The sequence below is a fragment of the Delftia sp. PX-1 genome, assembly GCF_055797465.1.
The window spans coordinates 5,694,718-5,719,190 of sequence record NZ_CP184763.1; the positions used below are offsets into that span (position 1 = coordinate 5,694,718).

The 24,473-nt window shown below is 63.1% G+C and carries 26 protein-coding genes, 1 tRNA gene and 1 pseudogene; 11 read left to right on the forward strand and 17 right to left on the reverse strand.

Annotated elements, in window-relative coordinates:
• Positions 1-60: 60 nt before the first annotated feature.
• Positions 61-747, forward strand: a complete 687-nt coding sequence (locus ACN20X_RS26005) for an RNA pyrophosphohydrolase (protein WP_016445652.1) — start codon at positions 61-63, stop codon at positions 745-747.
• 71 nt (positions 748-818) lie between these two features.
• Here the strand turns inward: ACN20X_RS26005 and proB are convergent, their stop codons facing one another.
• The 4 genes from proB to rplU form a co-directional block, all read right to left on the reverse strand.
• Positions 819-1,967 carry a glutamate 5-kinase gene (gene proB / locus ACN20X_RS26010; RefSeq protein ID WP_016445651.1) on the reverse strand — a complete coding sequence of 383 codons (1,149 nt, stop codon included), beginning with the start codon at positions 1,965-1,967 and terminating at the stop codon, positions 819-821.
• Between the two features lie 83 nt (positions 1,968-2,050).
• Complete coding sequence (gene cgtA, locus ACN20X_RS26015; protein WP_016451026.1) at positions 2,051-3,166, reverse strand: Obg family GTPase CgtA; 1,116 nt, start codon at positions 3,164-3,166, stop codon at positions 2,051-2,053.
• Positions 3,167-3,315: 149 nt separating this feature from the next.
• The gene (gene rpmA, locus ACN20X_RS26020; protein WP_012207283.1) at positions 3,316-3,573 is read right to left on the reverse strand and encodes a 50S ribosomal protein L27; all 258 of its coding nucleotides are present in this window, start codon (positions 3,571-3,573) and stop codon (positions 3,316-3,318) included.
• A gap of 15 nt (positions 3,574-3,588) precedes the next feature.
• Entirely contained in the window at positions 3,589-3,900 is a 312-nt protein-coding gene (gene rplU, locus ACN20X_RS26025; RefSeq protein ID WP_012207284.1) for a 50S ribosomal protein L21, read from the reverse strand.
• Positions 3,901-4,130: 230 nt separating this feature from the next.
• Between rplU and ACN20X_RS26030 the strand changes: the two genes are divergently transcribed.
• The 8 genes from ACN20X_RS26030 (at position 4,131) to ACN20X_RS26065 (ending at position 10,940) form a co-directional block, all read left to right on the forward strand.
• Complete coding sequence (locus ACN20X_RS26030; RefSeq protein ID WP_432676076.1) at positions 4,131-5,060, forward strand: polyprenyl synthetase family protein; 930 nt, start codon at positions 4,131-4,133, stop codon at positions 5,058-5,060.
• Between the two features lie 31 nt (positions 5,061-5,091).
• Positions 5,092-5,168, forward strand: a tRNA-Pro gene (locus tag ACN20X_RS26035).
• A 128-nt stretch (positions 5,169-5,296) separates the two neighbouring features.
• Positions 5,297-7,039 (forward strand): type IV-A pilus assembly ATPase PilB, encoded by a 1,743-nt coding sequence (gene pilB, locus ACN20X_RS26040; RefSeq protein ID WP_016445611.1) that lies wholly within the window; start codon positions 5,297-5,299, stop codon positions 7,037-7,039.
• Positions 7,040-7,077: 38 nt separating this feature from the next.
• Positions 7,078-8,295: a type II secretion system F family protein gene (locus tag ACN20X_RS26045; RefSeq protein WP_016445610.1), complete on the forward strand. Its 1,218-nt coding sequence runs from the start codon at positions 7,078-7,080 to the stop codon at positions 8,293-8,295.
• Entirely contained in the window at positions 8,295-9,188 is an 894-nt protein-coding gene (locus ACN20X_RS26050) for a prepilin peptidase (protein ID WP_016445609.1), read from the forward strand. Before ACN20X_RS26045 ends, ACN20X_RS26050 begins: the two co-directional genes overlap by 1 nt.
• A 14-nt stretch (positions 9,189-9,202) precedes the next feature.
• Entirely contained in the window at positions 9,203-9,841 is a 639-nt protein-coding gene (gene coaE / locus ACN20X_RS26055) for a dephospho-CoA kinase (protein WP_250438418.1), read from the forward strand.
• Positions 9,842-9,930: 89 nt separating this feature from the next.
• Positions 9,931-10,686, forward strand: coding sequence for a cell division protein ZapD (zapD, locus tag ACN20X_RS26060; RefSeq protein WP_016445607.1), 756 nt, complete (start codon positions 9,931-9,933; stop codon positions 10,684-10,686).
• Entirely contained in the window at positions 10,686-10,940 is a 255-nt protein-coding gene (locus ACN20X_RS26065; protein ID WP_016451023.1) for a DNA gyrase inhibitor YacG, read from the forward strand. The genes zapD and ACN20X_RS26065 overlap by 1 nt, the downstream gene beginning before the upstream one ends.
• A gap of 10 nt (positions 10,941-10,950) precedes the next feature.
• Here ACN20X_RS26065 and ACN20X_RS26070 read toward each other — a convergent pair whose 3' ends face one another.
• From ACN20X_RS26070 to secA, 4 genes are all read right to left on the reverse strand, one after another.
• Complete coding sequence (locus ACN20X_RS26070) at positions 10,951-11,457, reverse strand: (deoxy)nucleoside triphosphate pyrophosphohydrolase (protein ID WP_016445605.1); 507 nt, start codon at positions 11,455-11,457, stop codon at positions 10,951-10,953.
• A 50-nt stretch (positions 11,458-11,507) separates the two neighbouring features.
• Positions 11,508-12,464 (reverse strand): ATP-binding protein, encoded by a 957-nt coding sequence (locus ACN20X_RS26075; RefSeq protein WP_046986120.1) that lies wholly within the window; start codon positions 12,462-12,464, stop codon positions 11,508-11,510.
• A 165-nt stretch (positions 12,465-12,629) separates the two neighbouring features.
• Positions 12,630-13,862, reverse strand: coding sequence for a bifunctional glutamate N-acetyltransferase/amino-acid acetyltransferase ArgJ (argJ, locus tag ACN20X_RS26080; protein ID WP_046986119.1), 1,233 nt, complete (start codon positions 13,860-13,862; stop codon positions 12,630-12,632).
• Positions 13,863-14,012: 150 nt separating this feature from the next.
• Positions 14,013-16,760, reverse strand: a complete 2,748-nt coding sequence (secA, locus tag ACN20X_RS26085; protein ID WP_016451020.1) for a preprotein translocase subunit SecA — start codon at positions 16,758-16,760, stop codon at positions 14,013-14,015.
• 310 nt (positions 16,761-17,070) lie between these two features.
• Here secA and ACN20X_RS26090 point away from each other — a divergent pair, with 310 nt between their 5' ends.
• On the forward strand, positions 17,071-17,376 hold the full coding sequence (locus ACN20X_RS26090) for a hypothetical protein (protein ID WP_016445601.1): 306 nt from the start codon (positions 17,071-17,073) through the stop codon (positions 17,374-17,376).
• 432 nt (positions 17,377-17,808) lie between these two features.
• Here ACN20X_RS26090 and ACN20X_RS26095 read toward each other — a convergent pair whose 3' ends face one another.
• Positions 17,809-19,695 (reverse strand): DUF927 domain-containing protein, encoded by a 1,887-nt coding sequence (locus tag ACN20X_RS26095; protein WP_473210022.1) that lies wholly within the window; start codon positions 19,693-19,695, stop codon positions 17,809-17,811.
• A 211-nt stretch (positions 19,696-19,906) separates the two neighbouring features.
• Here ACN20X_RS26095 and ACN20X_RS26100 point away from each other — a divergent pair.
• A pseudogene (locus tag ACN20X_RS26100) lies at positions 19,907-19,996 on the forward strand (hypothetical protein); the annotation flags it as partial.
• Here the strand turns inward: ACN20X_RS26100 and ACN20X_RS26105 are convergent.
• The 8 genes from ACN20X_RS26105 to ACN20X_RS26140 form a co-directional block, all read right to left on the reverse strand.
• Entirely contained in the window at positions 19,966-20,883 is a 918-nt protein-coding gene (locus ACN20X_RS26105) for a toprim domain-containing protein (RefSeq protein WP_473210023.1), read from the reverse strand. The pseudogene ACN20X_RS26100 and the gene ACN20X_RS26105 overlap by 31 nt on opposite strands.
• Entirely contained in the window at positions 20,880-21,128 is a 249-nt protein-coding gene (locus tag ACN20X_RS26110; RefSeq protein WP_473210024.1) for a hypothetical protein, read from the reverse strand. The genes ACN20X_RS26105 and ACN20X_RS26110 overlap by 4 nt, the downstream gene beginning before the upstream one ends.
• Entirely contained in the window at positions 21,125-21,529 is a 405-nt protein-coding gene (locus ACN20X_RS26115; protein WP_473210025.1) for a hypothetical protein, read from the reverse strand. Before ACN20X_RS26115 ends, ACN20X_RS26110 begins: the two co-directional genes overlap by 4 nt.
• A 3-nt stretch (positions 21,530-21,532) precedes the next feature.
• On the reverse strand, positions 21,533-21,748 hold the full coding sequence (locus ACN20X_RS26120; protein ID WP_473210026.1) for a hypothetical protein: 216 nt from the start codon (positions 21,746-21,748) through the stop codon (positions 21,533-21,535).
• 293 nt (positions 21,749-22,041) lie between these two features.
• Positions 22,042-22,383 (reverse strand): hypothetical protein, encoded by a 342-nt coding sequence (locus ACN20X_RS26125; RefSeq protein WP_473210027.1) that lies wholly within the window; start codon positions 22,381-22,383, stop codon positions 22,042-22,044.
• 58 nt (positions 22,384-22,441) lie between these two features.
• Positions 22,442-22,684: a hypothetical protein gene (locus ACN20X_RS26130; protein ID WP_473210028.1), complete on the reverse strand. Its 243-nt coding sequence runs from the start codon at positions 22,682-22,684 to the stop codon at positions 22,442-22,444.
• Positions 22,681-22,893: a helix-turn-helix transcriptional regulator gene (locus ACN20X_RS26135; protein WP_473210029.1), complete on the reverse strand. Its 213-nt coding sequence runs from the start codon at positions 22,891-22,893 to the stop codon at positions 22,681-22,683. The genes ACN20X_RS26130 and ACN20X_RS26135 overlap by 4 nt, the downstream gene beginning before the upstream one ends.
• A gap of 86 nt (positions 22,894-22,979) precedes the next feature.
• Positions 22,980-23,765 carry a hypothetical protein gene (locus ACN20X_RS26140; RefSeq protein WP_473210030.1) on the reverse strand — a complete coding sequence of 262 codons (786 nt, stop codon included), beginning with the start codon at positions 23,763-23,765 and terminating at the stop codon, positions 22,980-22,982.
• Positions 23,766-24,473 lie beyond the last annotated feature (708 nt).

Here is a 24,473-nt window from a genome sequence, read left to right on the forward strand (position 1 = left end):
GCTTGCCGCTGGCAAGGCACCGTGCATAATGGACACAATTCAGAAAATTGGGGTTCGATTATGCTTGACCGGGACGGATTTCGCCCGAACGTCGGCATCATCCTGCTCAACCAAAAGAACCAGGTGTTCTGGGGCAAACGCATCCGCACCCACAGCTGGCAGTTTCCACAGGGCGGCATTGACCGGGGGGAGACACCCGAACAGGCCATGTTCCGGGAACTGCATGAGGAAGTGGGGTTGATGCCCAACCACGTTCGCGTGGTCGCCCGCACCCGGGACTGGTTGCGCTACGAGGTGCCAGACCGGTACATCCGCCGCGATGCGCGCGGACACTACAAAGGCCAGAAGCAGATCTGGTATTTGCTGCAGCTCATGGGTCACGACTGGGATTTGAACCTGCGTGCCACCGACCACCCCGAATTCGACGCCTGGCGCTGGAATGACTACTGGGTGCCATTGGACGTGGTGGTGGAGTTCAAGCGCGGCGTCTATGAGATGGCCCTGACCGAGCTGGCCCGGTTCCTGCCCCGCGGCGAACAGCAACGCAACCGTTATCTGCGCAGCGGCATGCGCCCCAGGGAAGCCCATGAACAGGGTCCTGAGACATACACTGCGCCGGGTTTGCATCCAGCACGCTCAGGCAGCTTTCGCGTCAATCCCGGCATGGAGTTGCCGCCTGGCGCCTGTTTCGATCCTGATCCACAGTCGGGGCAGCAAGCCCTGCAACCCGATCCAGGCAAGGCCTGAAACCGGGCCAGAGCCATACGCAAAAGCGCACCCGAGGGTGCGCTTTTTCTTGGCCTTGAGGGTCTGGCGCCTCAGTGCCCCGCAATCACCATGTTGTCGCGGTGCACCATCTCCGGGCCTGCGGAATAGCCCAGCAGGCGCTCGATCTCCACCGAGCTTTTGCGACACAGCAGCCGCGCCTCGGCACTTGCATAGTTGGCCAGCCCACGCGCCACCTCAATACCCAGGGCATCGCGCACCGCGATCACATCGCCACGGGCGAACTCGCCATCCACATTCACCATGCCGATGGGCAGCAGGCTCTTGCCTTCGTCGCGCAGCTTGGCCACGGCGCCAGCATCCACGGACACGGAGCCGCGCAGTTGCAGATGGTCTGCAATCCACTGTTTGCGCGCCTGGTTCTTGTGCGTCTGCGCCAGGAGCAGCGTGCCGATGGACTCGCCTGCCGCCAGACGCACCAGCACGTCCTGCTCACGCCCCCAGGCGATGACGGTTGAAGCACCCGAGCCCGCCGCGCGCTTGGCCGCGAGGATCTTGGTGATCATCCCGCCCTTGCCAATGGACGAGCCCGCGCCTCCGGCCATCTCCTCCAGCGCCGGGTCGCCGGCATTGGCCACATCGATGAAACGCGCATCGGGATTGCTGCGCGGGTCGGCGCTGTAAAGGCCTCGCTGATCGGTCAGGATGACCAGGGCATCGGCCTCGATCAGATTGGCAACCAAAGCGCCCAAGGTATCGTTGTCACCGAACTTGATCTCGTCGTTGACCACGGTGTCGTTCTCGTTGATCACCGGCACGATGCCCAGCTCCAGCAGCGTCAGCAAAGTGTTGCGCGCGTTGAGATAGCGCTCGCGGTCCGCGAGGTCGGCATGCGTGAGCAGCACCTGCGCACTGCCCATGCCCTGTTCGCGCAACTTGGACTCGTACATCTGTATCAGGCCCATCTGCCCCACGGCCGCAGCGGCCTGCAGTTCATGAATCTCCTTGGGCCGTGCAATCCAGCCCAGACGCTTCATGCCTTCGGCCACCGCGCCGCTGGAGACCATGATTACCTCGCGCCGCCGGCCTCCATGGCTTTCATCCCCGCGCACCAGGGCCGCCAGCTGGCGGCTCCATTCCTGGATCGCGGCCTCATCAAGACCGCGACCTTCATTGGTCACCAGGCTGGAGCCGACCTTGACCACGATGCGATGGGCATCACGCAACAAGTTGGAAGACATGGATGGATAGTGATTCTTGCAGCGCAGGTCGAGGCAGACCCCGCCGCTGTTGTGATCAAGGCAATGGGTGGGACAGGCCGCTCTTACTCGGAATCGCGGGGAGCAAAACGCGGGTCGGTGAGATCCACGCCATCACCCTCGACTTCGACGAAGCGTGGGTCGATTTCCTTGGGACCGGCCTCGATCTGCTGCTGTTCATGCACATGCTTGTAGATGGTGCGGATCAGCACTTCGCAGCCTTCGCGCGTCAGGGCGGAAATCTCGAACACCGGACCCTTCCACTTGAAGCGCTTGACGAAGTCCTTGACGCGTGCGGCGCGCTCCTCGGCCGGCACCATGTCCAGCTTGTTGAGCACCAGCCAGCGCGGCTTGTTGTACAGCTCGGCATCGTACTTCTGCAACTCGCCCACGATGGCCTTGGCCTGGGCCACAGGATCCACGCTGTCATCGAACGGCGCCAGGTCCACCACATGCAGCAGCAATCGGGTGCGCTGCAGGTGACGCAGGAACTGGTGGCCCAGGCCGGCACCTTCCGACGCGCCTTCGATCAGCCCGGGGATATCGGCCACCACAAAGCTTTGCTCGGCGGCAACACGAACCACGCCCAGATTGGGATGCAGCGTGGTGAACGGATAGTCGGCAATCTTGGGACGCGCATTGGAGACTGCGGCGATGAAGGTGGATTTGCCCGCATTGGGCATGCCCAGCAGACCCACGTCGGCCAGAACCTTGAGCTCCAGCTTGAGGTTCTTGCGCTCACCGGGCCAGCCAGGCGTCTTTTGCCGTGGCGCGCGGTTGATGGCGCTCTTGAAGCGCAGGTTGCCGTAGCCGCCATCCCCGCCCTTGGCAATGGTCACCACCTCGCCGGGCGTCAACAGTTCGTAGAGCACCTCCCCGGTTTCGGCATCGCTGATGATGGTGCCAACCGGCATGCGCAGCGTGATGTCGTTGCCTGCGGCACCGAACATGTCCGAGCCCTTGCCGTGCTCGCCGCGCGTGGCATCGTGGCGACGCGAGAAGCGGTAGTCCACCAGGGTGTTGAGATTGACGTCGGCCACCGCGTAGACATGGCCTCCACGGCCGCCATCTCCTCCATCGGGACCACCGAATTCCTTGTATTTTTCGTGCCGGAATGACACGCAGCCATTGCCGCCATCACCGGCAGCAATGTCGATATAAGCTTCGTCGACGAACTTCATGAGGCATCCAGTTTACAAAAAGCAGTGTGCACCAGACAGCCCCAGGCCACACCTCAGAGACGGAAAAGGGGACGAGCGCACGATGCACCGCCCTCCTGAAACGACAAAGCCCCGACAGGTCGGGGCTTCGAGCGTCGAAGTGACAGAGCTTAGGCAGCCGTCACGTTGACCGTGTGCTTGGACAGTGCACCCTTGACAGCAAACGACACGTGGCCGTCCACCAGAGCGTACAGGGTGTGGTCCTTGCCCACGCCGACGTTGTCGCCGGGGTGGAACTTGGTGCCACGTTGGCGCACGATGATCGAGCCGGCGGTGATCAACTCACCACCAAAAGCCTTCACGCCGAGCATTTTGGGCTTGGAATCGCGCCCGTTTCGCGTAGAGCCGCCGCCTTTTTTCTGTGCCATGACTCAGCTCCTGGATTAAGCAGCGATCGCCACGATCTGCAGCTCGGTGAACTGCTGGCGATGGCCTTGGCGCTTCTGATAATGCTTACGACGGCGCATCTTGAAGATGTGCACTTTGTCGTGCTTGCCGTGAGCAACCACGGTTGCCTTGACAGACGCACCGGACACCAGAGGTGTGCCGACCTTGATTTCAGCGCCGTTGCCGACTGCCAGAACCTGATCGATCACAACTTCTTGGCCTACGTCCGCAGCAATCTGTTCTACCTTGATCTTTTCGCCAGCTGCAACGCGATACTGCTTGCCGCCGGTTTTTATGACTGCGTACATTTAAACCTCTTGAATTTGAGAGTTCCGCGAACGAATTTCCACGGAAGCCGGAGATTCTAGCACGCACTCACATTCCTTGCATGAAGCGCTCCCCTCCTTCGCCCAAACAACCGCCAGAGCGGGTCGCAGGCAGGGTCGCTCTTCCTATAATTGACGATCCACTTGGCGCCCGCAGTACCTTGACCACAGCTCTCTCCACCCCCAATCCGCTTGCCCTGATCACTGACGACATGCGCGAGGTGGATCATGTGATTGCCCAGCGCCTGACGACCACCGTCCCGCTGATTGCCCAGATCTCCCAGTACATCATCGCTGCAGGCGGCAAGCGCCTGCGGCCCGCCCTGCTGCTCATGGTCTGCAATGCATTGGGATACGAAGGCAAGGACAGGCATGTCCTGGCTGCCGTGGTCGAACTGATTCATACGGCCACCCTGCTGCACGACGACGTCGTGGATGAATCCACGCTGCGTCGCGGCCGCCCGACGGCCAACGAGACCTTCGGCAATCCGGCCAGCGTGCTGGTCGGCGACTTCCTGCACTCGCGCTCCTTCCAGATGATGGTGGAAGTCGGCAGCATGCGTGTGCTCAAGATCCTCTCGGACGCCACCAACGTGATCGCCGAGGGCGAGGTCCAGCAACTCATCAACACGCATGATGCCTCGCTGGATGAAGCCGGCTACCTGCACGTCATCCGCTCCAAGACCGCCCAGTTGTTCGAAGCCAGCGCCCAGCTGGGCGCCGTGCTGGCCGACGCGCCCCACGAAATCGAGCAGGCCTGCGCCAGCTATGGCCAGGCGCTGGGCACGGCCTTCCAGATCATTGACGATGTACTCGACTATGCAGGCGATGCCCAGGAAATGGGCAAGAACCTGGGCGATGACCTGCGCGAAGGCAAATGCACCCTCCCCCTGATTGCCGCCATGCAACGCGGCACGCCTGAGCAGGCCGCCATCGTGCGCGCCGCCATCGAACAGGGCTCCACCGAGCAACTGACCGCTGTAGTGGATATCGTGCGCAGCACAGGTGCGCTGGACGTGGCACGCGAGGCCGCACATGCCGAGGCACGCCGCGCCATCGACGCAATAAATGTGCTCCCAAGCAATTTGCATACGGCAAGTTTGCTACAATTGGCGTCTCAGCTTTTGGAGCGACGCACCTGATTCAGGCTGCTTGCTTTTTCTACAAAAGCAACGGGGTGTAGCTTAGCCTGGTAGAGCGCTACGTTCGGGACGTAGAGGCCGGAGGTTCGAATCCTCTCACCCCGACCATCTGGTCATTCCATCTCCATCACACCCTTGCGCCAGGTTCAAGACCCAGGCGTGTAACAGTGTGTCTGGCATTCCAAGTGCTCAGTGATGATAGGATAAATGTCCTTTCCTCTCACACGTCTTGCTACATGGCTGTTGCTGACTCCTCGCTCAAGAATGCATCCGCTGTCGCATCGCTTCCCGGCATCGGGCGGGCCCTGATTTCAGCAGGCAAGGTATCGCAACAGGCAGCGGAAGCGGCTGCCGGCAAGGCCGCCACCAATCGCACCTCGTTCATTGCAGAACTGAGCGTCGCCGGCACCCTCTCTGCCCTGGAAGTGGCGGAGACGGTTTCCACCATGTTCAGCGCGCCGCTGCTCGATCTTGATGCGGTCGACGCCATGCGCCTGCCGCAGGATCTGCTGGACTCCAAGATCATCAGCACATATCGCGTCCTGCCTCTGAGCAAGCGCGGCAACCGCCTCACGGTGGCCACCGCCGACCCGACGCAGCAGGAAGCCGCCGAGCAGATCAAGTTCACCACCCAGTTGGGCGTGGACTGGATCATCGTCGAAGCCGACAAGCTGGAGCGACTGATCGCGCAGCAGAACAAAAGCGCCAGCGAGGCCATGGACAGCTATGGCGGCAGCGGCGACTTCGAGTTCGGCGACCTCAAGCCTGATGAGGTTGCAGAGGAAAAGGACAACTCGGCCGCAGCAGACGTCGAAGATGCGCCCATCGTCAAGTTCCTGCACAAAATGCTGCTCGACGCCTTCAACATGCGCGCGTCGGACTTGCATTTCGAACCCTACGAGCACCAGTACCGCGTGCGCTTTCGCATTGACGGCGAGCTGCGTGAAATTGCATCGCCGCCCATTGCCATCAAGGAGAAGCTGGCCTCGCGCATCAAGGTGATCTCGCGCATGGACATCTCGGAAAAGCGTGTCCCGCAGGACGGGCGCATGAAGCTCAAGGTCGGCCCGGACCGCGTCATCGACTTTCGCGTCAGCACGCTGCCCACGCTTTTCGGCGAGAAGATCGTGATCCGTATCCTGGACCCGAGCTCGGCCAGGATGGGCATCGACGCCCTGGGCTATGAACCCGAGGAGAAGGCACGCCTGCTTGAAGCCATCAGCCGCCCTTACGGAATGATTCTGGTCACAGGCCCCACCGGCTCGGGCAAGACAGTGTCGCTGTACACCTGCCTGAACCTGCTGAACAAGGCCGGCGTGAACATCGCCACGGCGGAAGATCCTTCGGAAATCAACCTGCCCGGCGTCAACCAGGTCAATGTGAACGAAAAGGCCGGCCTCACCTTTGCCACTGCGCTCAAGGCTTTTCTGCGCCAGGATCCCGACATCATCATGGTCGGTGAAATCCGCGATCTGGAAACGGCCGACATCTCGATCAAGGCAGCGCAAACCGGCCACTTGGTGCTGTCCACCCTGCACACCAATGACGCACCGACCACGTTGACGCGCATGCGCAACATGGGCATTGCGCCCTTCAACATCGCATCGAGCGTGATCCTGATCACCGCCCAGCGCCTGGCCAGGCGCCTGTGCCCTCAATGCAAGGAGCCGGCTGACATTCCGCGGGAGGCCCTGATCGATGCAGGCTACGACGATGCGGACATTGACGGCAGCTGGGTCACCTACAGGCCCGTCGGCTGTCCGGCATGCAACAACGGCTACAAGGGCCGCGTAGGCATCTATCAGGTGATGCCTATCAGCGAGGAAATCCAGCGCATCATCCTGCAGGACGGCAGTGCACTGGAGATCGCCGCACAGGCCAAGCGCGAAGGCGTGCGGTCGCTGCGTGGATCGGGTTTGCACAAGGCCAGACAGGGACTGACCTCGCTCGAAGAAGTGCTGGCAGTCACCAATGAGTAAATAGCGCGGACAGCGCAGACAACAAACGAGGGAGCACGATGGCCACAGCCGCGTCCAAGGGAATCAAGGAATTTGTCTTCGAATGGGAAGGCAAGGATCGCAACGGCAAGATCATCCGAGGCGAGACCCGGGCCGGGGGCATCAACCAGGTCCAGGCCATGCTGCGCCGCCAGGGCGTGCTGCCCAGCAAGATCAAGAAGCGCCGCACACGCGGCGGCAAGAGGATCAAGCCCAAGGACATTGCGCTGTTCACCCGCCAGATGGCAACGATGATGAAGGCGGGCGTCCCGCTGCTTCAGGCCTTCGACATTGTCGGACGGGGCAACACCAACCCCAGCGTGACGCGCCTTCTGGCCGATATTCGCGCCGACGTGGAGACCGGCACCTCGCTGAACGCGGCCTATCGCAAGCACCCCATGTACTTCGATAGCCTCTACTGCAATCTGGTGGAGGCGGGCGAAGCGGCCGGTATCCTGGAAGCCCTGCTGGACCGCCTGGCCACGTACATGGAGAAGACCGAGGCCATCAAGTCCAAGATCAAATCGGCGCTGATGTACCCGATCTCGGTCATCGTCGTGGCCTTCATCGTCGTGACCATCATCATGATCTTCGTGATCCCGGCCTTCAAGGAAGTGTTCACCTCGTTCGGCGCCGACCTGCCGGCACCGACGCTGTTCGTGATGGGCATCAGCGATGTCTTTGTCCAATGGTGGTGGTTGATCTTCGGCGTGATTGGCGGCGGTCTCTACTTCTTCATGCAGGCCTGGAAGCGCAACGAGCGCATGCAGCAATTCATGGACCGTACGCTGCTGAAGGTGCCGGTCTTTGGCGTGCTGATCGAGAAATCCTGCGTCGCACGCTGGACGCGCACGCTGTCGACCATGTTTGCCGCGGGCGTCCCATTGGTCGAGGCACTGGATTCTGTCGGCGGCGCATCCGGCAATGCCGTGTATGCCAATGCCACGGAAAAGATCCAGCAGGAAGTCTCCACCGGCACCAGTCTCACCGTGGCCATGACCAATGCCAATGTCTTTCCGTCCATGGTGCTGCAGATGTGCGCCATCGGCGAGGAATCCGGCTCCATCGACCATATGCTGGGCAAGGCGGCCGATTTCTATGAAGAAGAGGTCGATGACATGGTGGCTGGCCTGTCCAGCCTGATGGAGCCCATCATCATTGTTTTCCTGGGCACCCTCATCGGCGGCATCGTGGTTTCGATGTATCTGCCCATCTTCAAGCTGGGCCAGGTGGTCTGATGGTTTTGGAACTCTGGATGCAGGCTGCATTGGGCGGCCTGCTGGGCCTGTTGGTTGGCAGCTTTCTCAACGTGGTGGTGCATAGGCTGCCCCGCATGATGGAACAGCAATGGAATGCGGAATGCGCCCAATGGGCGCAAGAGCAATCTTCATCCTCCGCCACGCCATCGCCCGCCACAGCGCCGCCGCCTGCCGAGGCGCCCCTGAGCCTGAGCCGCCCCCGCTCGCGCTGCCCGCATTGCGGCCATGCCATCCACTGGTACGAGAATATTCCCGTGCTCAGTTATCTGGCGCTGCGAGGCCGGTGCTCCGAATGCAAGGCGTCGATCAGCATCCGCTATCCGCTGGTGGAATTGGCCTGCGCCGCGCTGTTTGCCTACTGTGCGGCGCAATGGGGCATCACGCCCACAGGCGCTGCCTGGTGCCTTTTCAGTGCGGCCTTGCTGAGCCTGGCATTGATCGACTGGGACACCACACTGCTTCCCGACGACATCACCCTGCCCTTGCTGTGGGCCGGACTGCTGTCGTCGGCGCTGCACTGGACCGCCGTGCCTCTGGCCGACGCGGTATGGGGCGCTGCAGCGGGCTATCTCTCGCTGTGGCTGGTTTACTGGGCCTTCAAGCTGGCCACCGGCAAGGAAGGCATGGGCTACGGCGACTTCAAGCTGTTTGCCGCGCTGGGCGCCTGGTTCGGCTGGCAGGCACTCGTGCCCATCATCCTGATCTCGTCGGTGATTGGCGCCATCGTGGGCATCGCGTTGAAGATCAACAGCCGCCTGCGTGAGGGCGGCTATGTTCCCTTCGGCCCCTTTCTGGCGGGCGCCGGCTTTGCAGCCATGGTGTTCGGACCGCAGCAGATGCTGCAATCCCTATTGGCGGCCTTGGGCCTTTGATTCAACACTGCGGCATGGCCCCCAGCATCGCCCCGCCCTTGCTTGCACGCCCGTTTCGGCTGGGCCTGACGGGCGGCATTGGCAGCGGCAAGAGCACCGTCGCAGCGCAACTGGGCTTGCGCGGAGCGGCCGTGATCGATGCCGACCAGATCTCTCGCAGCCTCACCGCCCCCGAAGGTGCTGCTCTGCCCGAGATAGCGCGCGTCTTCGGGCCCGAACTGATTGATGCCAGCGGCGCCCTGGACCGCACGCGCATGCGCGAACTGGTCTTTCAGCAGCCCTCGGCACGACAGCAGCTGGAGGCCATCGTCCATCCCCTCGTGGCGCAGCAGACGGCCCGGCAAGTGGAGCAGGCCACAGTGGCTGGGTGCCGACTCATCGTGCATGACATTCCCTTGCTCGTGGAGTCCAGCCGCTGGCCTGCCATGCTTGATGCGGTGCTGGTCGTTGACTGCCGCACCGAAACGCAGATCGCTCGCGTGATCGCGCGCAACGGATTGCCACGCGAGGCGGTGCAGGCCATCATCTCGGCCCAGGCCACACGTGCGGCACGGCTGGCAGCCGCCGACTGGGTGCTCTACAACGACGAGGCCATGACGATAGAGGCTTTGCGCGCATGCACCGATCGAATCTCTGCATGGTTCGGGCTATGATGCACGCCATGGCTTGGCCTGTGCGTGTAATTCAGCATGTGCACGACGTAGACAGCTGATTCCTGTGCACCCCGAGGAGCCCAGCAAGCGTGATCCTGTACGAATATCCTTTCAATGAGCGCCTGAGGACCTACCTCCGGTTGGAACAGCTATATCGCCGCCTGAGCGAGTTGCTGTCGCGCGCTCATTCCATCGATCACCATTTTGCGCTGGTCACCATCTTCGAGATCATGGACGTGGCGGCACGTACCGACCTGAAGACGGACGTGCTCAAGGACCTTGAGCGCCACAAAAGCCTGCTCGACAGCCTGCGCGGCAATCCCGACATTGCCGAGCACATGCTTGACCAGGTCTCACGCCATGTGGAGCAGTGCTTTGCCCAGCTCAATGCCCAGAACGGCAAGGCCGGCCAGACCCTGACTGAAAACGAGTGGCTGATGGCCGTGCGCAGCCGCATCGGCATCCCCGGCGGCACCTGCGGCTTCGACCTTCCGGCCTATCACGCCTGGCAGTTCCATGATCCCCAGATACGCCTGCGCGATCTGGAGGACTGGGCCAGCACCCTGACCCCGCTGGGTCAGTCGCTGCAATTGCTGCTCAAGCTGCTGCGCGAAACCGGCGTGCCGCAATGGGTGGCTGCCGAAAAAGGCGTGTTCCAGCAGGCCATGCCGCCCGGCCGCAGCTTTCAGCTGCTGCGCCTGCGCATAGACCCGTCGTTGAATCTGGTTCCGGAGATCAGCGGCAACCGCCTACTGGTTTCGGTGCGCCTGCTCCGCCCCGAGAACGGCGCCAAGCCTCAACCCTGCAGCGAAGATGCCTCGTTCGAGGTCACGCTTTGCAGCTGATGGACAAGACGGCCGACATGCCCTCGAGCGCCCCCGCCCCCCAGCCCGCCAGCCTCTCTTCTGCCGGCCCCACGGTGCGCTGCCCGACCTGTGCAGGCCCCAGCCTGTTCGCACCAGCCAACCGTTTCCGCCCCTTCTGCAGCGAACGCTGCCGCCAGATCGACCTGGGCGCATGGGCCAATGAGGAATTCCGCGTGCCTGCACCGATGCCGCCCGAGGATGCGCCCTTCGGCGATCCTCGCACCGAGCCTTGATCAGGCCCGATCAGGCTTTCGGCTGGCCTGCCTCGTAGAACCCGGCATCGAAAGGCAGCCCGCGTTCCTCGCTCAGCCACTGCAGCACCGGATAGGCACCTGGCAGCACCGGATGCACCTGCAGCGGAAGTTGCTGCCAGGCCATCTGCTGGCCTTCACGCATCTCGAACTCCCCGCTCCAGCGCGTGACCTTGCACCAGTGCAGGCGCACCAGGGCATGCGGATAGTCATGCTCGGTCACCTTCCAGACTTCAGCGGCCGCGATCTCTACGCCCAGTTCCTCTTGCATCTCGCGGCGCAAGGCCTGCTCCACGGTCTCACCGGCTTCGATCTTGCCGCCCGGAAACTCCCAGTAGCCTGCATACGGCTTGCCCGGCGGACGGCTGGTGATCAGCAACGCGCCATCGGACTCGCGAAGCAGCACGCCAACGGCGACTTCGGTGTGCTTGCGCCGCACTGGCGCCTGCGACTCGGCCGCCTCAGCGCGGGCCTTGGGGGAGATTTCTTTTTCAGTCACTTGATCTTTCGCAAAAAAGTCTGCCCAGCCCAGGGCCAGGCAGCAGGTGCTCAGAGTTCAGCCTCTTCAGCCAACCCCTGGACATCGGCGATGCCGGTCTGGCGCTGACTCGGGCGCTCGGCACGGCCCGCATAGTCGCGCGCAAACTGGTGGGCCACGCGACCGCTGCGTGAACCGCGCTCCAGCGCCCAGACCAGGGCCTCCGGGCGTGCCGCCTCGATCGTGGCCTGATCCAGGCCCAGGGCCTCCAGCCACTGTGCCACCACGCGCAGGTACTCGTCCTGGCTGAACGGGTAGAAGCTCACCCACAGGCCGAAACGCTCGGACAGCGAGATCTTTTCCTCAATCACCTCGCCGGGATGCAGCTCCCCATCCTCGCCGCGCTGGTAGGTCAGATTCTCGGACTGGTACTCCGGCAGCAGGTGGCGGCGATTGCTGGTCGCATAGACCAGCACGTTCGGGCTGGCGGCGCTGACCGATCCATCCAGAATGGACTTCATGGCCTTGTAGCCAGGCTCGCCTTCCTCAAAGCTCAGATCGTCGCAATAGATGATGAACTTCTCGGGCCGGCCGGCCACCACATCGACGATGTCGGGCAGGTCGGTCAGATCGGCCTTGTCCACCTCGATCAGGCGCAGGCCCTGCGAAGCAAAAGCATGCAGGCAGGCACGGATCAGCGAGGATTTGCCCGTGCCGCGCGCGCCGGTGAGCAGCACGTTGTTGGCCGTGCGGCCGGTCACGAACTGCTCGGTGTTGCGCGCGATCTTGTCCTTTTGCACATCGATGTTCTGCAGGTCGGACAGCTGCATGGCGCCGACATGGCGCACGGGCTCCAGCAAACCGCAGCCGTTGGCGCGCTTGCGATAGCGCCAGGCGATGGAGGCACTCCAGTCGGCGGGGGATTGCAGCGGCTGGGGCAGGATGGCCTCGATGCGCTGCATCAGCTGCTCGGCGCGCTGCACGAGTTGCAGCAAGGGGGCGGCGACGGCTTCTGTGGGCAATGTCATGGATGTCTCTCGAATACGGATCTCACGGCCACCGACGCTGGATATGCCCGGGAATCGAGATGGATCTCATGCCAACGCCAGAGCTTTTGCGCGCCGGCCGCCATTGAAAGCTGGCAGCAGCCAGGCACAAGGCCTGCGGCTGCCGGCGGCACGGTGGGTGGAGAGTCAGGAGCGGTAGTCGGCGTTGATGCTCACGTAGTCGTGGCTCAGATCGCAGGTCCACACGGTCTGCTCGGCCTGCCCTCGGCCCAGTAGCACGCGCACGATGATCTCCTGCTGCTTCATCACGCGCTGGCCGTCTTCCTCCTGATAGGCAGGGTTGCGGCCGCCATTGACTGCGACATGCACATCGTTCAGGTACAGGTCGATCTTGGTCTGGTCCAGATCGTCGATGCTAGCATAGCCCACCGCCGCAAGGATGCGGCCCAGGTTCGGATCGCTGGCAAAGAACGCCGTCTTGACCAGGGGTGAATGCGCGATGGAATAGGCCACGAGGCGGCACTCAGCCTCGGTCTTGCCGCCCTCCACCTTGACGGTGATGAACTTGGTGGCGCCTTCGCCGTCGCGCACGATGGCCTGGGCCAGCAGGCGCGACACATCCAGCAATGCAGCCTTCAGGGCCAGGCCTTCGGCGCTGGTCAGCGAAGTGATCTGCGCATTGCCGGCCTTGTGCGTGGCGACCAGCACGAAGGAGTCGTTGGTCGACGTGTCGCCGTCGATGGTCACGCGGTTGAAAGATCCGTCGGCCAGCTCCTTGACCAGAGGCTGCAGCAGCTCAGGTGCGATGGCGGCGTCGGTGGCCAGAAAGCCCAGCATGGTCGCCATGTTGGGGCGAATCATGCCTGCACCCTTGCTGATGCCGGTAATGCTCACGCGCTTGCCGCCAATGTCCACGGCGCGGCTGAAGGCCTTGGGCAGGGTGTCGGTGGTCATGATGCCTTCGGCGGCCGTGCCCCAGTTGTCGGCCTTGGCTGCTGTGATGGCAGCTGGCAGGCCGGCGGCGATGCGATCCACGGGCAGCTCTTCCATGATCACGCCAGTGGAGAACGGCAGGATCTGCTCGGGCTTGAGCTGCAGCAGCGCAGCCAGATCCGCACAGGTGCGGCGCGCGCGCGCCAGTCCGTCAGCGCCGGTGCCGGCATTGGCATTGCCTGTGTTGATGACCATGGCACGGATGGCGCCGGACGTCTGGGCCAAGTGCTCGCGGCTGACCTGCACGGGCGCTGCGCAGAAACGGTTCTGCGTGAACACACCCGCCACCGAAGCGCCCTCGTCGAGCAGGAACACGGACAGGTCCTTGCGGTTGGCCTTGCGCACACCGGCTTCGGTGACGCCGATGCGAACGCCGTTGATCGCCAACAGGTCGGCGTGCACGGGAGCGGAGAGATTCACAGGCATTGAGGGGCTTCCTACAGTGAAAGAAAAACGCGCTCCATTATCGGAACAAACCGGGGCGGCACGTATTTCATCGACCTTAAAAAAGAAAACGGCACGGAGTGCATCCGTGCCGTTTTCCGTGTCTTGCGGCGTCTTACGACGCCGGCCGCATCACGACAGCTTGCCGTGGCACTGCTTGTACTTCTTGCCGCTGCCGCAGGGGCAGGGATCATTGCGGCCTACGCGAGCGCCTTCGGGCAACTCCAGCGGCTCGTCTTCGACGGAGCCACCGATGTCGCCATCCGAGGGAGCGCCATAGGTCATGTGCTCCAGGCTGTGGGCGCTGCGCTGCTCCATGGCCTCGGTGGCCTGCTCCACCTGTTCGCGCGACTGCACCTGCACGGTCATCAGCACGCGCGTGACTTCGGTCTTGACCTGGTCGATGAGCTGGCGGAACAGCTCGAAAGCCTCGCGCTTGTATTCCTGCTTGGGCTGCTTCTGGGCATAGCCACGCAGGTGGATGCCCTGGCGCAGATAGTCCAGCGCGGACAGGTGGTCACGCCAGTTGGTATCAAAGCTTTGCAGCAGCACGGCGCGCTGGAATTGAGTGAAGTTCTCGCGTCCGATCAGCTCGACCTTGGCCTCGAACACTTCACGGGCAGCCTGCAGCACCTTCTCGAGGATCTCCTCGTCAGTGATGGCATGCGCGGACTGCACTTGCGATTGCAGCGGCAGCTGGATGCGCCATTCGCTTTCCAGCGCCTTTTCCAGGCCGGCCAGATCCCATTGCTCTTCCATGGACTCGGCGGGCACGTACTGGCGCACCAGGTCGGACACCACGTCATCGCGCATCACCGTGATCATCTCGTGCAGGTCCGAGGCGTCGAGGATCTCGTTGCGCTGCTGGTAGATCACCTTGCGCTGGTCGTTGGACACGTCGTCGTATTCGAGCAGCTGCTTGCGGATGTCGAAGTTGCGGGCCTCGACCTTGCGCTGAGCGCCTTCGATGGAGCGGGTCACGATGCCGGCTTCGATGGCTTCGCCATCGGGCATCTTCAGGCGGTCCATGATGGCGCGCACACGGTCGCCCGCGAAGATGCGCATCAGCGCATCGTCCAGGCTCAGGTAAAAGCGCGAGGAGCCGGGGTCGCCCTGGCGGCCCGAACGGCCACGCAGCTGGTTGTCGATACGGCGAGATTCATGGCGCTCGGTGGCGATGATGCGCAGGCCACCCAGGGCCGAGACCTTGTCGTGCTCGATCTTCCAGTCAGCGCGCATCTGTTCGATGCGCTGCTGGCGTTCGGCTTCGGACAGGGATTCATCGGCCTCGACAGCCGCAACCTGCTTTTCGATGTTGCCGCCCAGCACGATGTCGGTACCACGACCGGCCATGTTGGTGGCGATGGTGATCATGCCGGGACGGCCGGCCTGGGCCACGATGTCGGCCTCGCGCTCGTGCTGCTTGGCGTTGAGCACCTGGTGGGGCAGGTTTTCCTTGTTGAGCAGCTCGTCGATGATTTCCGAGTTCTCGATCGAGGTCGTCCCCACCAGCACGGGCTGGCCGCGCTCATGGCATTCGCGGATGTCGCGGATCGCCGCCTCGTACTTCTCGCGCGTGGTCTTGTAGACGCGGTCGAGCTGGTCGTCGCGCTTGCTGGGACGGTTGGGCGGAATCACCACGGTTTCGAGGCCGTAGATTTCCTGGAATTCGTAGGCTTCGGTATCGGCCGTACCCGTCATGCCCGCCAGCTTGCCGTAGAGACGGAAGTAGTTCTGGAAGGTGATCGAGGCCATGGTCTGGTTCTCGGCCTGGATGGTCACGCCTTCCTTGGCCTCGACAGCCTGGTGCAGGCCATCGCTCCAGCGCCGGCCCGCCATCAGGCGGCCCGTGAACTCGTCGACGATGACGATCTCGCCGTTCTGCACCACGTAGTGCTGGTCACGGTGGTAGAGATTGTTGGCGCGCAGCGCCGCATACAGATGGTGGACCAGGGTAATGTTGGCCGGGTCGTAGAGCGAGGCGCCCTCGGCAATCATGCCGGCATGGCCCAGCAGGCGCTCGGCGGCTTCGTAGCCCTGGTCGGTCAGGAATACCTGGTGGCTCTTTTCGTCCACCGTGAAGTCGCCGGGCTTGGTCACGCCTTCGCCCGTGCGGGGATCGGCCTCGCCTTCCTGGCGCACCAGGTTGGGCACGATCTTGTTCATGGCCACGTACATGGCCGTGTGGTCCTCGGCCTGACCGCTGATGATCAGCGGTGTGCGGGCCTCATCGATCAGGATGGAGTCCACCTCGTCGACGATGGCGTAGTTGAGCACGCGCTGCACGCGGTCGCCCGACTCGTAGACCATGTTGTCGCGCAGGTAGTCGAAGCCGTATTCGTTGTTTGTGCCGTAGGTGATGTCGCTGTTGTAGGCGGCCTGCTTTTCCTCGCGCGGCATGTTGGGCAGGTTGATGCCCACCGACAGGCCGAGGAAGTTGTACAGCTTGGCCATCCAGGTGGCATCGCGGTTGGCCAGATAGTCGTTCACCGTCACCACGTGAACGCCATTGCCCGACAGTGCGTTCAGGTAGACCGGCAGCGTGGCGGTCAGCGTCTTGCCTTCGCCGGTGCGCATTTCCGCGATCTTGCCGTAGTGCAGTGCCATGCCGCCCAGCAACTGGACGTCGAAGTGGCGCATCTTCATGACACGCTTGGACCCTTCGCGCACCACGGCGAAGGCTTCGGGCAGCAGGTCGTCCAGCGACTCTCCCTTGGCCACACGCTCCTTGAATTCCTGCGTCTTTGCGCGCAGATCCTCGTCGCTGAGCTTCTCGTAGTCGGGCTCCATCGCATTGATGCGAACGACCGTCTTGCGGTATTGCTTGAGAAGCCGATCGTTTCGGCTGCCGAATAGTTTGGTGAGGAAGTTGGTGGCCATGCGAAAAAGACACACCGCCACCCGCTGAAGCGGACTGCGGTGTGCCTGGAATCCCTAGATTGTTGGATTTCAGATGGGGCCGCTCCACCTGCCTGCAAGTACCCTGCTGGAGAACACATGCGGCCGGGCTGAAGCGAGAACCGAACAATTGATTCTAACTGTCTCTGTCCAACCCTCTTCCAGGCAGGCCGACGCATGCGACCGCAGAGCCCTGAACCCGAATTCCCGGACCCGCGCCGCCCTGCAGATGCTGCTATAACGAGGGTCCCGGCTGGCGCATGCCTACGCTGCCTGACCAGCCTTCAAGCCCATGACCTTCACACGCCGCAACCACGCCGTCACCGCCCTGCACGCTGTCGAGAACTCGCCGACACTGGCCCGGCTCGCCCAGCTCACACGCGACTCCAGCAATCGCCTGACGGCCATCCTGCCCCTGGTGCCGCCGCTGCTGCGCGACAGCCTGCAGGCAGGCCCCATCGAGGGAAGCACCTGGTGCCTGCTGGTGCGCAACAACGCGGCAGCGGCCAAGATACGCCAGCTGCTGCCGGCCATGGCCGCCCACTTGCGCACCAAGGGCTGGGATGTGGCCGAGATCCGCCTCAAGGTCCAGGCCTGACCGGCCACTGAAGAGCGGCTGCTGAAATCGGGGCACGGAAATGAAAAAAGGCCTCCTGAGGAGACCTTTTGGTGCGGTTGTCGGATTCTAAAAATCATGCAAGTCATTGATTTTTAAAAACAAATAACACATCCAAAAATCAGGGATACACCAGGGGATACAAATTCCCCAGCGACTTTGCAACGGCCAACCTGCAGGCCCCGCGCTGGCCACCTCCGCCAACGCAAGAGCCCGCCACAGTGGGCGGGCCAACTCCAAGTTCCTCCCCTGCCTGCCCGTCCATCGCCGCCGGACGGCTCATCACCTGGCCTTTGTTAGTTCACGGTGTTCCAGGTGTTCCCGGTGTTCCATCCTTAAAAATCAATAGGTTATGGCGGAACACTAGGAACACCCAGCGTGTTCCGGTGTTCCACAAACCCAGCAATCAGAATATCAATCCAGCTTTTCATACTGTATTTGATAAATGCGCTCTTTACGGGCGTGAATTCTCTTGCTCTTAGATGACTTGCCATCCTTTCCAGGTAATGGCATTGTTCCTGCACCTTGCAATACACGAATGGCCGAGCCGAAATCAAAGCCTTTGAGCGCCTCGCGCAGACCATCGGCAGTAAACCAATACTCCATTCCCTGCCCGTCATGCGCCCACCAACCCGCACGGTTCTGCACGCGCTGCTCCTTCTCGTCGTAGGCGCCGTTGGCATCCGAAAAGCGACTATCCCCATGGCGTTCGATGAAACTTCGCACCGCCTGCAGCACCTGCCCCTGCTCGGCGTTGCCTGAAGTTTCACCGCGCTGCGCAAGCCAAGCGGCAAAGCCGACTTGCGCCGCGCTGGTGGCTTCGCCTTCTTTCCACCCGGTGATGCCGTAGGCAGTGGCCAGCTCCCCGGCCAACGCCAGCACAGCCAGGCGGGCAGCAGCTCGGGCGGGCTGGCCATCGCCTGCACTGGCGCTGGTGCTGGTCATCAGCTCGGCCTTGATGGCCTCCAAACTTGCGGCCATGTCCTGCGTGTCGCGCGTGAGCTTCTCCAGGAAGGCCCGGCCCGCTGTACCGTGATGCTGGCGGCTGGCGCGCTTGATGGCATCGGAGAACGCCGGGCCGCTGGCGTGGCCGTGCAGCAAGTCCCATGCGCCATGCCGGCGTTGCACTGGTATATCCAGCAGGCGCACGGCTTGGCCAGCCTTGATGCGCTGGCCCGCGTCCTGCATGCTGGTGGCGATACTGCGCTCACCTGTGGACAGCACTGAGCTGCGCCAGCGGGTGACGGTGCGGGCGGCTCCGCTGCGGCTGGCACGGGCTTTCCCTCGGCCATTGCCCAGCATGTAGACCACCTCGCCTACATCACGGGGGTCACATTCACTAATTTCATCCAGTGCCAGCAGGCCATCGCCGAATAGGGCGGCGGTTCCCTCCAGGCCGTTGGCCGTGGCCCGCCAACTGCGGCGGTAGCTCTCGCCACCCCAGACGCTGCACGCGGCCTGCAGAGCCGTGGTCTTGCCGGTCGAGCTGTCGCCCACCAGGTGCAACCCTCCAGACTCCATGCCCACCAGCGCCAGCAAAGGGCCAGCGAAGGCACTGCACAGCGGCAGCACCAACATGGGATTGCCCACGGCAGAGGCTGCGATAGACGCCTGCCAGCCGGGCAGTGTGCCGCGCTGGGTGTACTCATCAACGTGCAGCCCCTGGGCCTGAAAGGTCACGCGCGCGGCCCTGGGACCAATGACGCCATCGGGCAGGGCAAACGCCTTGAAGTCGCCACCTGCCCAGCCCGTTTGCGTAGCAGCCTCCATCTGCCGCACTGGTGTCTGGTTTTGCAGGTACACGGCCAGCGATTGGCGGCCGGCCTGGCTGGGGTCGATGTATACGCCCATGGACAGCAGCACGCCGCGCAGGTCTGCCCCGTCGCCCTTGAGCATCTCCATCGGCATGGCCCACTGTCGCCAGTGGCCGCGCGTATCTCGAAAGCGCAGCAGGCGCCCGAAGTTGTTGCCCGCACTGTCGAAGGTGACGGCCTCGATGTGCAAAGGGCCGCTGATGCGCTGCTGCGTCAGCGTAGGCGGCGCATTGCCTCGACCCGGCTTTGCCCCGAAGTGCCACACGCCCGGACGGTAGCGCGTGCCGTCTGCGGCCTGGTACTCATCGTCCAGCACAACGAAGCGCGGGCGCTCGGTCTCGCCGGGGATGGGGTTGTTGACGCTGGCCCTGATGCCTGGCGCTGCTGGTGGGAGCGGCCGCACCTTCACATGACACCCGACACGCTCCCACAAATCGGCCAGGCTCTGCACAGCCGCGGCCTGCGGCTTCCTGCTGTTCATCAGCATGTAGTCACCTCAGTGGCACGCACGTCCAGCACCAGCGCACCAGCCTTGACAAGCAGTGGGCCAGCGTCGATGGTTATGGGGGCAGGGTCTGTCCTGGCGCACGCCTTGCGCAGCGCGGCCAGCGCCTGGGCATCGGGCTTCCGGGCCTGCTTGAGCGCGGGCTCTGCCTGAAAGTGGAGCGGGTGCGGCCAGCACGGAGTGCGCCTGGTCAGTGCAATACGCACCAGCCGCGCACGGTTACAAGCCAGCGCTACGGCTGCGGTGCTGTGGTCAGTGGTTTTCATGGGGCAAGCCCTCCAGAACCTCGGCAAAGCACGCGCGCACCGCGCCAGTGCCAGCCAGGGAAAACAGGTCGTTGAAGTCGGTCGCCTTGCGCGGGCGGTGAGCAGGGAACTGCGGAGCCACCACCAGGCGGCCCACAGCCAGCGCGGCGGCGCGCGCTGCTGCCATGCCGGGGTTGCCCTCGGTGGTGTGGTCATCGTCAGCCGCCAGGATGATGGGCATAGTCGGGAACTTGCGGCGCAGGGCCTGGGCGACGGGGGCCAGGTTGCCGGCGCTGAATGCGGCGGCCACGGCCAGGCCAGTCGCGGCGCGAATGCTGTGCATCGTTGCCATGCCCTCGCCCAGCACCAGTGCCATGCCGGGTCGGCCTACCGCGTGATAACAGCCATGAACACGGCCACCGGACATGAACCGCTTGCGGCCATCAGGCGCAATGGTCTGCAGGCTGTGCAGGATGCCCGATGTGTCCCGCATGGGCACCAGCAGCGCGGCACCCTCGGCACGCAGGCCAAACGGTTGGATGCCCTTGGCGGTCAGGTAGGGGTGCTGCATCACCGGCAAAGCTGTTTCCCACCTTGCGCATGCCTCTGAGTGGGCCTGCTGCTGGCGCTGCAGGGTCGCGGCATCACGCTGAACCTTCGCGTCACGCACGCGCTGGCGCATGGTGTCGCGCTCGGCCTGGGACATGGCGATGTCTGCTTTGCTGCACCAGACCTGGGTCAGCCCGCTGCGCCAGCAACCGAACACGCCAGCCGGCAGGCCGTCTGCATGCAGCACATACCAGCCCGCACTGTCGCTGCGCTTTCCGGTAGTGCTAAACCTATGCAGTTGGCCATCGGCGTGGATGGTGTCAGGCGGCAGGACACCAGCGGCCTCCATGGCTTGGGAAAATTGCCCGGCAATCATTGCCCCATCTCCAGCACGCGGCGCAGTTCTTCCGTAGCGCGGTCATCCTCACCACTCAGCACAGACATTGCCACGCTGTTCAGTTCAATGATGCGCAACACCATGGAGCGGAGGAAAAGGTATTCAGGTTCGGTGGGCAGATGGCTTCTCAGATGAACGCTGATGGACTCAATTTCCTCGACGCAGGACAGCGCCAGTTCATCGCGCTCCGCCCTCTGCCACGGGGCAATGGCCACAGCGCTCATAAAGCACCGCCCTTCTTGATAGCAGCCAGCATGTCTTCATAGCTGCTCTCCGTCAGGTTCGCCACGTCCATTGCCACAAATGCCGCCATGTTTGCCAGGCGTCGGATACGTGTATTGCTCGCGGCCTCGGCTTCAATAGTTTTGGAAATCTCGACAACCCATTCAAGGGCTTCTGCCGCAGTGCGAAGGGGGTCAATTACGTCCTCGGGATGCAGTCCGCCAAACATCCGCCTGCAGGCCGAAAGGTCCTGCTGACAGGTATCAGACAACGGTGGCGGCAGTGCCGATAACGGCCGTCCAAGTGCAATGCAGTCGATGGCATCGCGCGGCTGCACGTCAGGCTGTTTTTGGCAAGGCTGCGCCCCCACTGCCTCGCTGGCAGCGTTTTTCTTGGTCGTCATGGTTCAACCCTCCAGGGTGGCGGACAGGTTGCGCAGGGCGGACAGGGCTTGAATGGCCTTGCGGCGGGCGCCGGGCAGATTGGCCTGGGGCTGGCGCAGATAGAACACAGCCATGTTCAGCGCGTTGTGCGCCTCGGCATGCAGTTGTATGGGATCAGTGGTGCCTCGGACAGGCATGGGAGGCGCAGCGCGGCGGCTGGCAAGGGAAGTGGTAGGCATGGTCTTGGCTCCTTCTGGAGTGTCAAGGACCACCCTTTGCGGTTTCAAACGCAGCGGGTGGACGGGATGTTGAAACCACGTCAGAAGCCGTGTGGGCGCCCTTACGGGTAGCCCCATCCCGCCCGTAACCATGCGGTTGGCGCACGCGCACCAACCCTCAGAATTCTGGCGTGACAAAGCCCCGCTTAAAGGTGGGGGCTGCAACCGCTCCTGTGTGGTGGTTTCAAACACCGGGCCTTTCGGCTTACAGCCACTGTAGCACGGCAGGCTGCGGCAATGGAAGGGACGGCGCATCACCTCACCCCCTTCTCTGCCAGGGATTGGCGACCCATGTCAGTTAGGCGGTAGCGGCCCGGCTGAGTAAGCAGGCCGTCGCCGTCCACCACGGTGATGCGCTCCATCTCGATGGCGTCATGACCGAAGCGCCGGCGCAGTTGGCGGATGATTTCCGGGCCGTTGGCTGCACCGGCAATCCGGTCAATGGCCTCGCGGGCAATCCAGTTTCCCGAATCAACCAGGGCACGAACCACACGGGTCTGACGTGGCGTCAGGCTGCGGGAGCTGATACGATGAGTGCCGTTACTAGGGGCGCTCAGTTCTGCATTGCGGGGCTGGGCGTTTTCTTTTGGGCTCATGCCTGAACCCTCCATGCATGGCGGATGCGCGCGGCGACGTAGAAGATGGCGAGCAGCATCATTCATGCCCCCCAGCAAAAGCCCGTAGCTTGGCGTCGGCCAGGTGCTCGGCAGTCTGGGCGGCGCGCGCAGCCTGTGCATCGAGCGCGGCGCGCATGACCCGGGAGGCCTGGGCGGCGCGCACTGCCTGGGCGTCGAGAGCGGCGCGTGCGTAATCGTTGCCAAGCTCACGGCCTGCCATCGGTGTGGTGCTGCGGGAGACTCCTGGCTCTGCGGAGTCAATGATGGCGAAGGCGCTCATGCGGCCACCTGCAGGCGAGGCGTGCGCTTGGCCTTCTGGGCTTCAATCCAGATGTTCAGCTCACCATCGTCGAAGAACACGGCGCTTTGGCGATGGTCACCCATCTTGATGGGGCGGGGAAAGCTGGGGTCGAGCTTCACCAGGCGCTCGATGCTGGAACGGCTTTGACCGATGAGAGTGGCGGCAGTAGATTTCTTGATAAGAGGCATGTTCTTGCGTCCTTGCGCTTTGTGAGACATGCCGCGAATGTCTGCGGAGGGGGCCGCGTCTACCACCTCGCGCGCGTTCGCGCCTGCTATCGCGCGTTGGAGCCTGCCCGCGCCCTCCTTACTCGGTCGCGCAGGCTGTCCCTTGAAAGCTCCTGGGGCTTGTCGTTCGCATCTCGCCACTGGATACGGCCATCCTCCGTCACGCCCACAAGTGGCGGCCGCGGCGTTGGCCCTACAGCCCACGCCCGCATCAACACGAAAACCTGCGCTGCATCGCCGGCACAGACCTGCATGGCCTTCTCCACCAGCGGGGCCAGCAAGTCCCGCCGCTGGCGCTTCATTGGCAGCACGTCCACCTCAGCAGTGGGCAAGCCCTCCATGGCGTCCGCATCTTCTGGCCCCAGTCCTCTCGCCACCCCTGGCAGCGGCTCCCACTCCATCACATACCGCGCCAGCTCGGCAGCGTTGTGTCTCGCCTTGGCCTCGTCCTTTTGCCCTGTCGCCTGCGCCAGCTCGGCCACCCATTCCTCCGTGAAGGCGCCGCGCTCGCAGCGTTCGTACACCACACCCCCAGCGGACTCATCAAACTCCAGGAGCTGCCGGGCTGTGAACGGAAAAGGTAAAAGCGGGCGCTGCCCCGGCAGGCCATACACGCCAGGCTCGCCCTGCTTCGGCTCAGGGTCGCTCAGTCCGGTGCAGGCCGCCAACTCCTGCGGCAACGCCAGCCGCACCGCTTCTTCATCCAGCGCCAGCCAAAGCCCATCACGCCGGAACACATAGCGCACTGCGCCGCCTTCGCCCAAGCTCTCCCCGCTCTGCATGCTCATGCCCAGCAGGGCTCGCAGGTCTTCCCGCTGATAAGTCTTTGTCACCACACTGCCTCAGTGCAACACCTGTAGAGAATGCCCCGGCAGGCGGGCAGGCTCCCCGCTTTTCATCTGGCCGGACTATCCGGGGCAAAAACATCGCGCACCTACACCTGGGCGTTGGGGGCTGACTGACTGCGCTGCTGTTGAAAGATGCCAAGGTACGCAGGCGGTACGCACGGAATCTAGGCTTCGCCCGCGTACCAAGCAGAGGGCGCGTGCTGCGAACCGACAACGCTGCCGTACGACCATGAGTGCACTCCAGTCATGCAACCTGCGGGAAAAATACCGAGCATGCGGCGCACAGCCGAGATGGGGCGCTGGCTCATCGCCGCCAGGCAAGCCGTGCAACATAGCACTTTAGAAAGCCTCGCCACTGTACTTTCGATGGTACAGAAAACGCGCCCCTGGACCTTCGTATGTTCTCCGACAGTTCAATCGGAAGCCTGAGCCTTGCGCTGCCTAGCCGAAGGAAAAGTGGCCTCGGCCGTGACCCCTTCGGGTGCCTACCAAGGGCTCGCAAGCGCCTGAGATGAGCTGCCGCCGCTAGTTAAGTTCAAGGGATTGCCGGATTCGCAGCGCTTTGCAAAAACACGCGGAGTCAAGCGCGGCATCCCTCACATTCAGGCAGTAAGACGGGGGAACCAAGCTCGAATAACTCGAGTAACGACGGCGAGCATCGTCGACTAACTGTCGTTGCTGCAAATGGCTTGA

What these genes read in the sequence shown, in the direction of transcription:
- ACN20X_RS26005 (WP_016445652.1), top strand. Translation starts at nt 61, where the DNA reads ATGCTTGACCGGGACGGATTTCGCCCGAACGTCGGCATCATCCTGCTC.
- proB (WP_016445651.1), bottom strand. Translation starts at nt 1,967, where the DNA reads ATGTCTTCCAACTTGTTGCGTGATGCCCATCGCATCGTGGTCAAGGTC.
- cgtA (WP_016451026.1), bottom strand. Translation starts at nt 3,166, where the DNA reads ATGAAGTTCGTCGACGAAGCTTATATCGACATTGCTGCCGGTGATGGC.
- rpmA (WP_012207283.1), bottom strand. Translation starts at nt 3,573, where the DNA reads ATGGCACAGAAAAAAGGCGGCGGCTCTACGCGAAACGGGCGCGATTCC.
- rplU (WP_012207284.1), bottom strand. Translation starts at nt 3,900, where the DNA reads ATGTACGCAGTCATAAAAACCGGCGGCAAGCAGTATCGCGTTGCAGCT.
- ACN20X_RS26030 (WP_432676076.1), top strand. Translation starts at nt 4,131, where the DNA reads ATGCGCGAGGTGGATCATGTGATTGCCCAGCGCCTGACGACCACCGTC.
- pilB (WP_016445611.1), top strand. Translation starts at nt 5,297, where the DNA reads ATGGCTGTTGCTGACTCCTCGCTCAAGAATGCATCCGCTGTCGCATCG.
- ACN20X_RS26045 (WP_016445610.1), top strand. Translation starts at nt 7,078, where the DNA reads ATGGCCACAGCCGCGTCCAAGGGAATCAAGGAATTTGTCTTCGAATGG.
- ACN20X_RS26050 (WP_016445609.1), top strand. Translation starts at nt 8,295, where the DNA reads ATGGTTTTGGAACTCTGGATGCAGGCTGCATTGGGCGGCCTGCTGGGC.
- coaE (WP_250438418.1), top strand. Translation starts at nt 9,203, where the DNA reads ATGGCCCCCAGCATCGCCCCGCCCTTGCTTGCACGCCCGTTTCGGCTG.
- ACN20X_RS26065 (WP_016451023.1), top strand. Translation starts at nt 10,686, where the DNA reads ATGGACAAGACGGCCGACATGCCCTCGAGCGCCCCCGCCCCCCAGCCC.
- ACN20X_RS26075 (WP_046986120.1), bottom strand. Translation starts at nt 12,464, where the DNA reads ATGACATTGCCCACAGAAGCCGTCGCCGCCCCCTTGCTGCAACTCGTG.
- argJ (WP_046986119.1), bottom strand. Translation starts at nt 13,862, where the DNA reads ATGCCTGTGAATCTCTCCGCTCCCGTGCACGCCGACCTGTTGGCGATC.
- secA (WP_016451020.1), bottom strand. Translation starts at nt 16,760, where the DNA reads ATGGCCACCAACTTCCTCACCAAACTATTCGGCAGCCGAAACGATCGG.
- ACN20X_RS26090 (WP_016445601.1), top strand. Translation starts at nt 17,071, where the DNA reads ATGACCTTCACACGCCGCAACCACGCCGTCACCGCCCTGCACGCTGTC.
- ACN20X_RS26095 (WP_473210022.1), bottom strand. Translation starts at nt 19,695, where the DNA reads ATGCTGATGAACAGCAGGAAGCCGCAGGCCGCGGCTGTGCAGAGCCTG.
- ACN20X_RS26105 (WP_473210023.1), bottom strand. Translation starts at nt 20,883, where the DNA reads ATGATTGCCGGGCAATTTTCCCAAGCCATGGAGGCCGCTGGTGTCCTG.
- ACN20X_RS26110 (WP_473210024.1), bottom strand. Translation starts at nt 21,128, where the DNA reads ATGAGCGCTGTGGCCATTGCCCCGTGGCAGAGGGCGGAGCGCGATGAA.
- ACN20X_RS26115 (WP_473210025.1), bottom strand. Translation starts at nt 21,529, where the DNA reads ATGACGACCAAGAAAAACGCTGCCAGCGAGGCAGTGGGGGCGCAGCCT.
- ACN20X_RS26120 (WP_473210026.1), bottom strand. Translation starts at nt 21,748, where the DNA reads ATGCCTACCACTTCCCTTGCCAGCCGCCGCGCTGCGCCTCCCATGCCT.
- ACN20X_RS26125 (WP_473210027.1), bottom strand. Translation starts at nt 22,383, where the DNA reads ATGAGCCCAAAAGAAAACGCCCAGCCCCGCAATGCAGAACTGAGCGCC.
- ACN20X_RS26130 (WP_473210028.1), bottom strand. Translation starts at nt 22,684, where the DNA reads ATGAGCGCCTTCGCCATCATTGACTCCGCAGAGCCAGGAGTCTCCCGC.
- ACN20X_RS26135 (WP_473210029.1), bottom strand. Translation starts at nt 22,893, where the DNA reads ATGCCTCTTATCAAGAAATCTACTGCCGCCACTCTCATCGGTCAAAGC.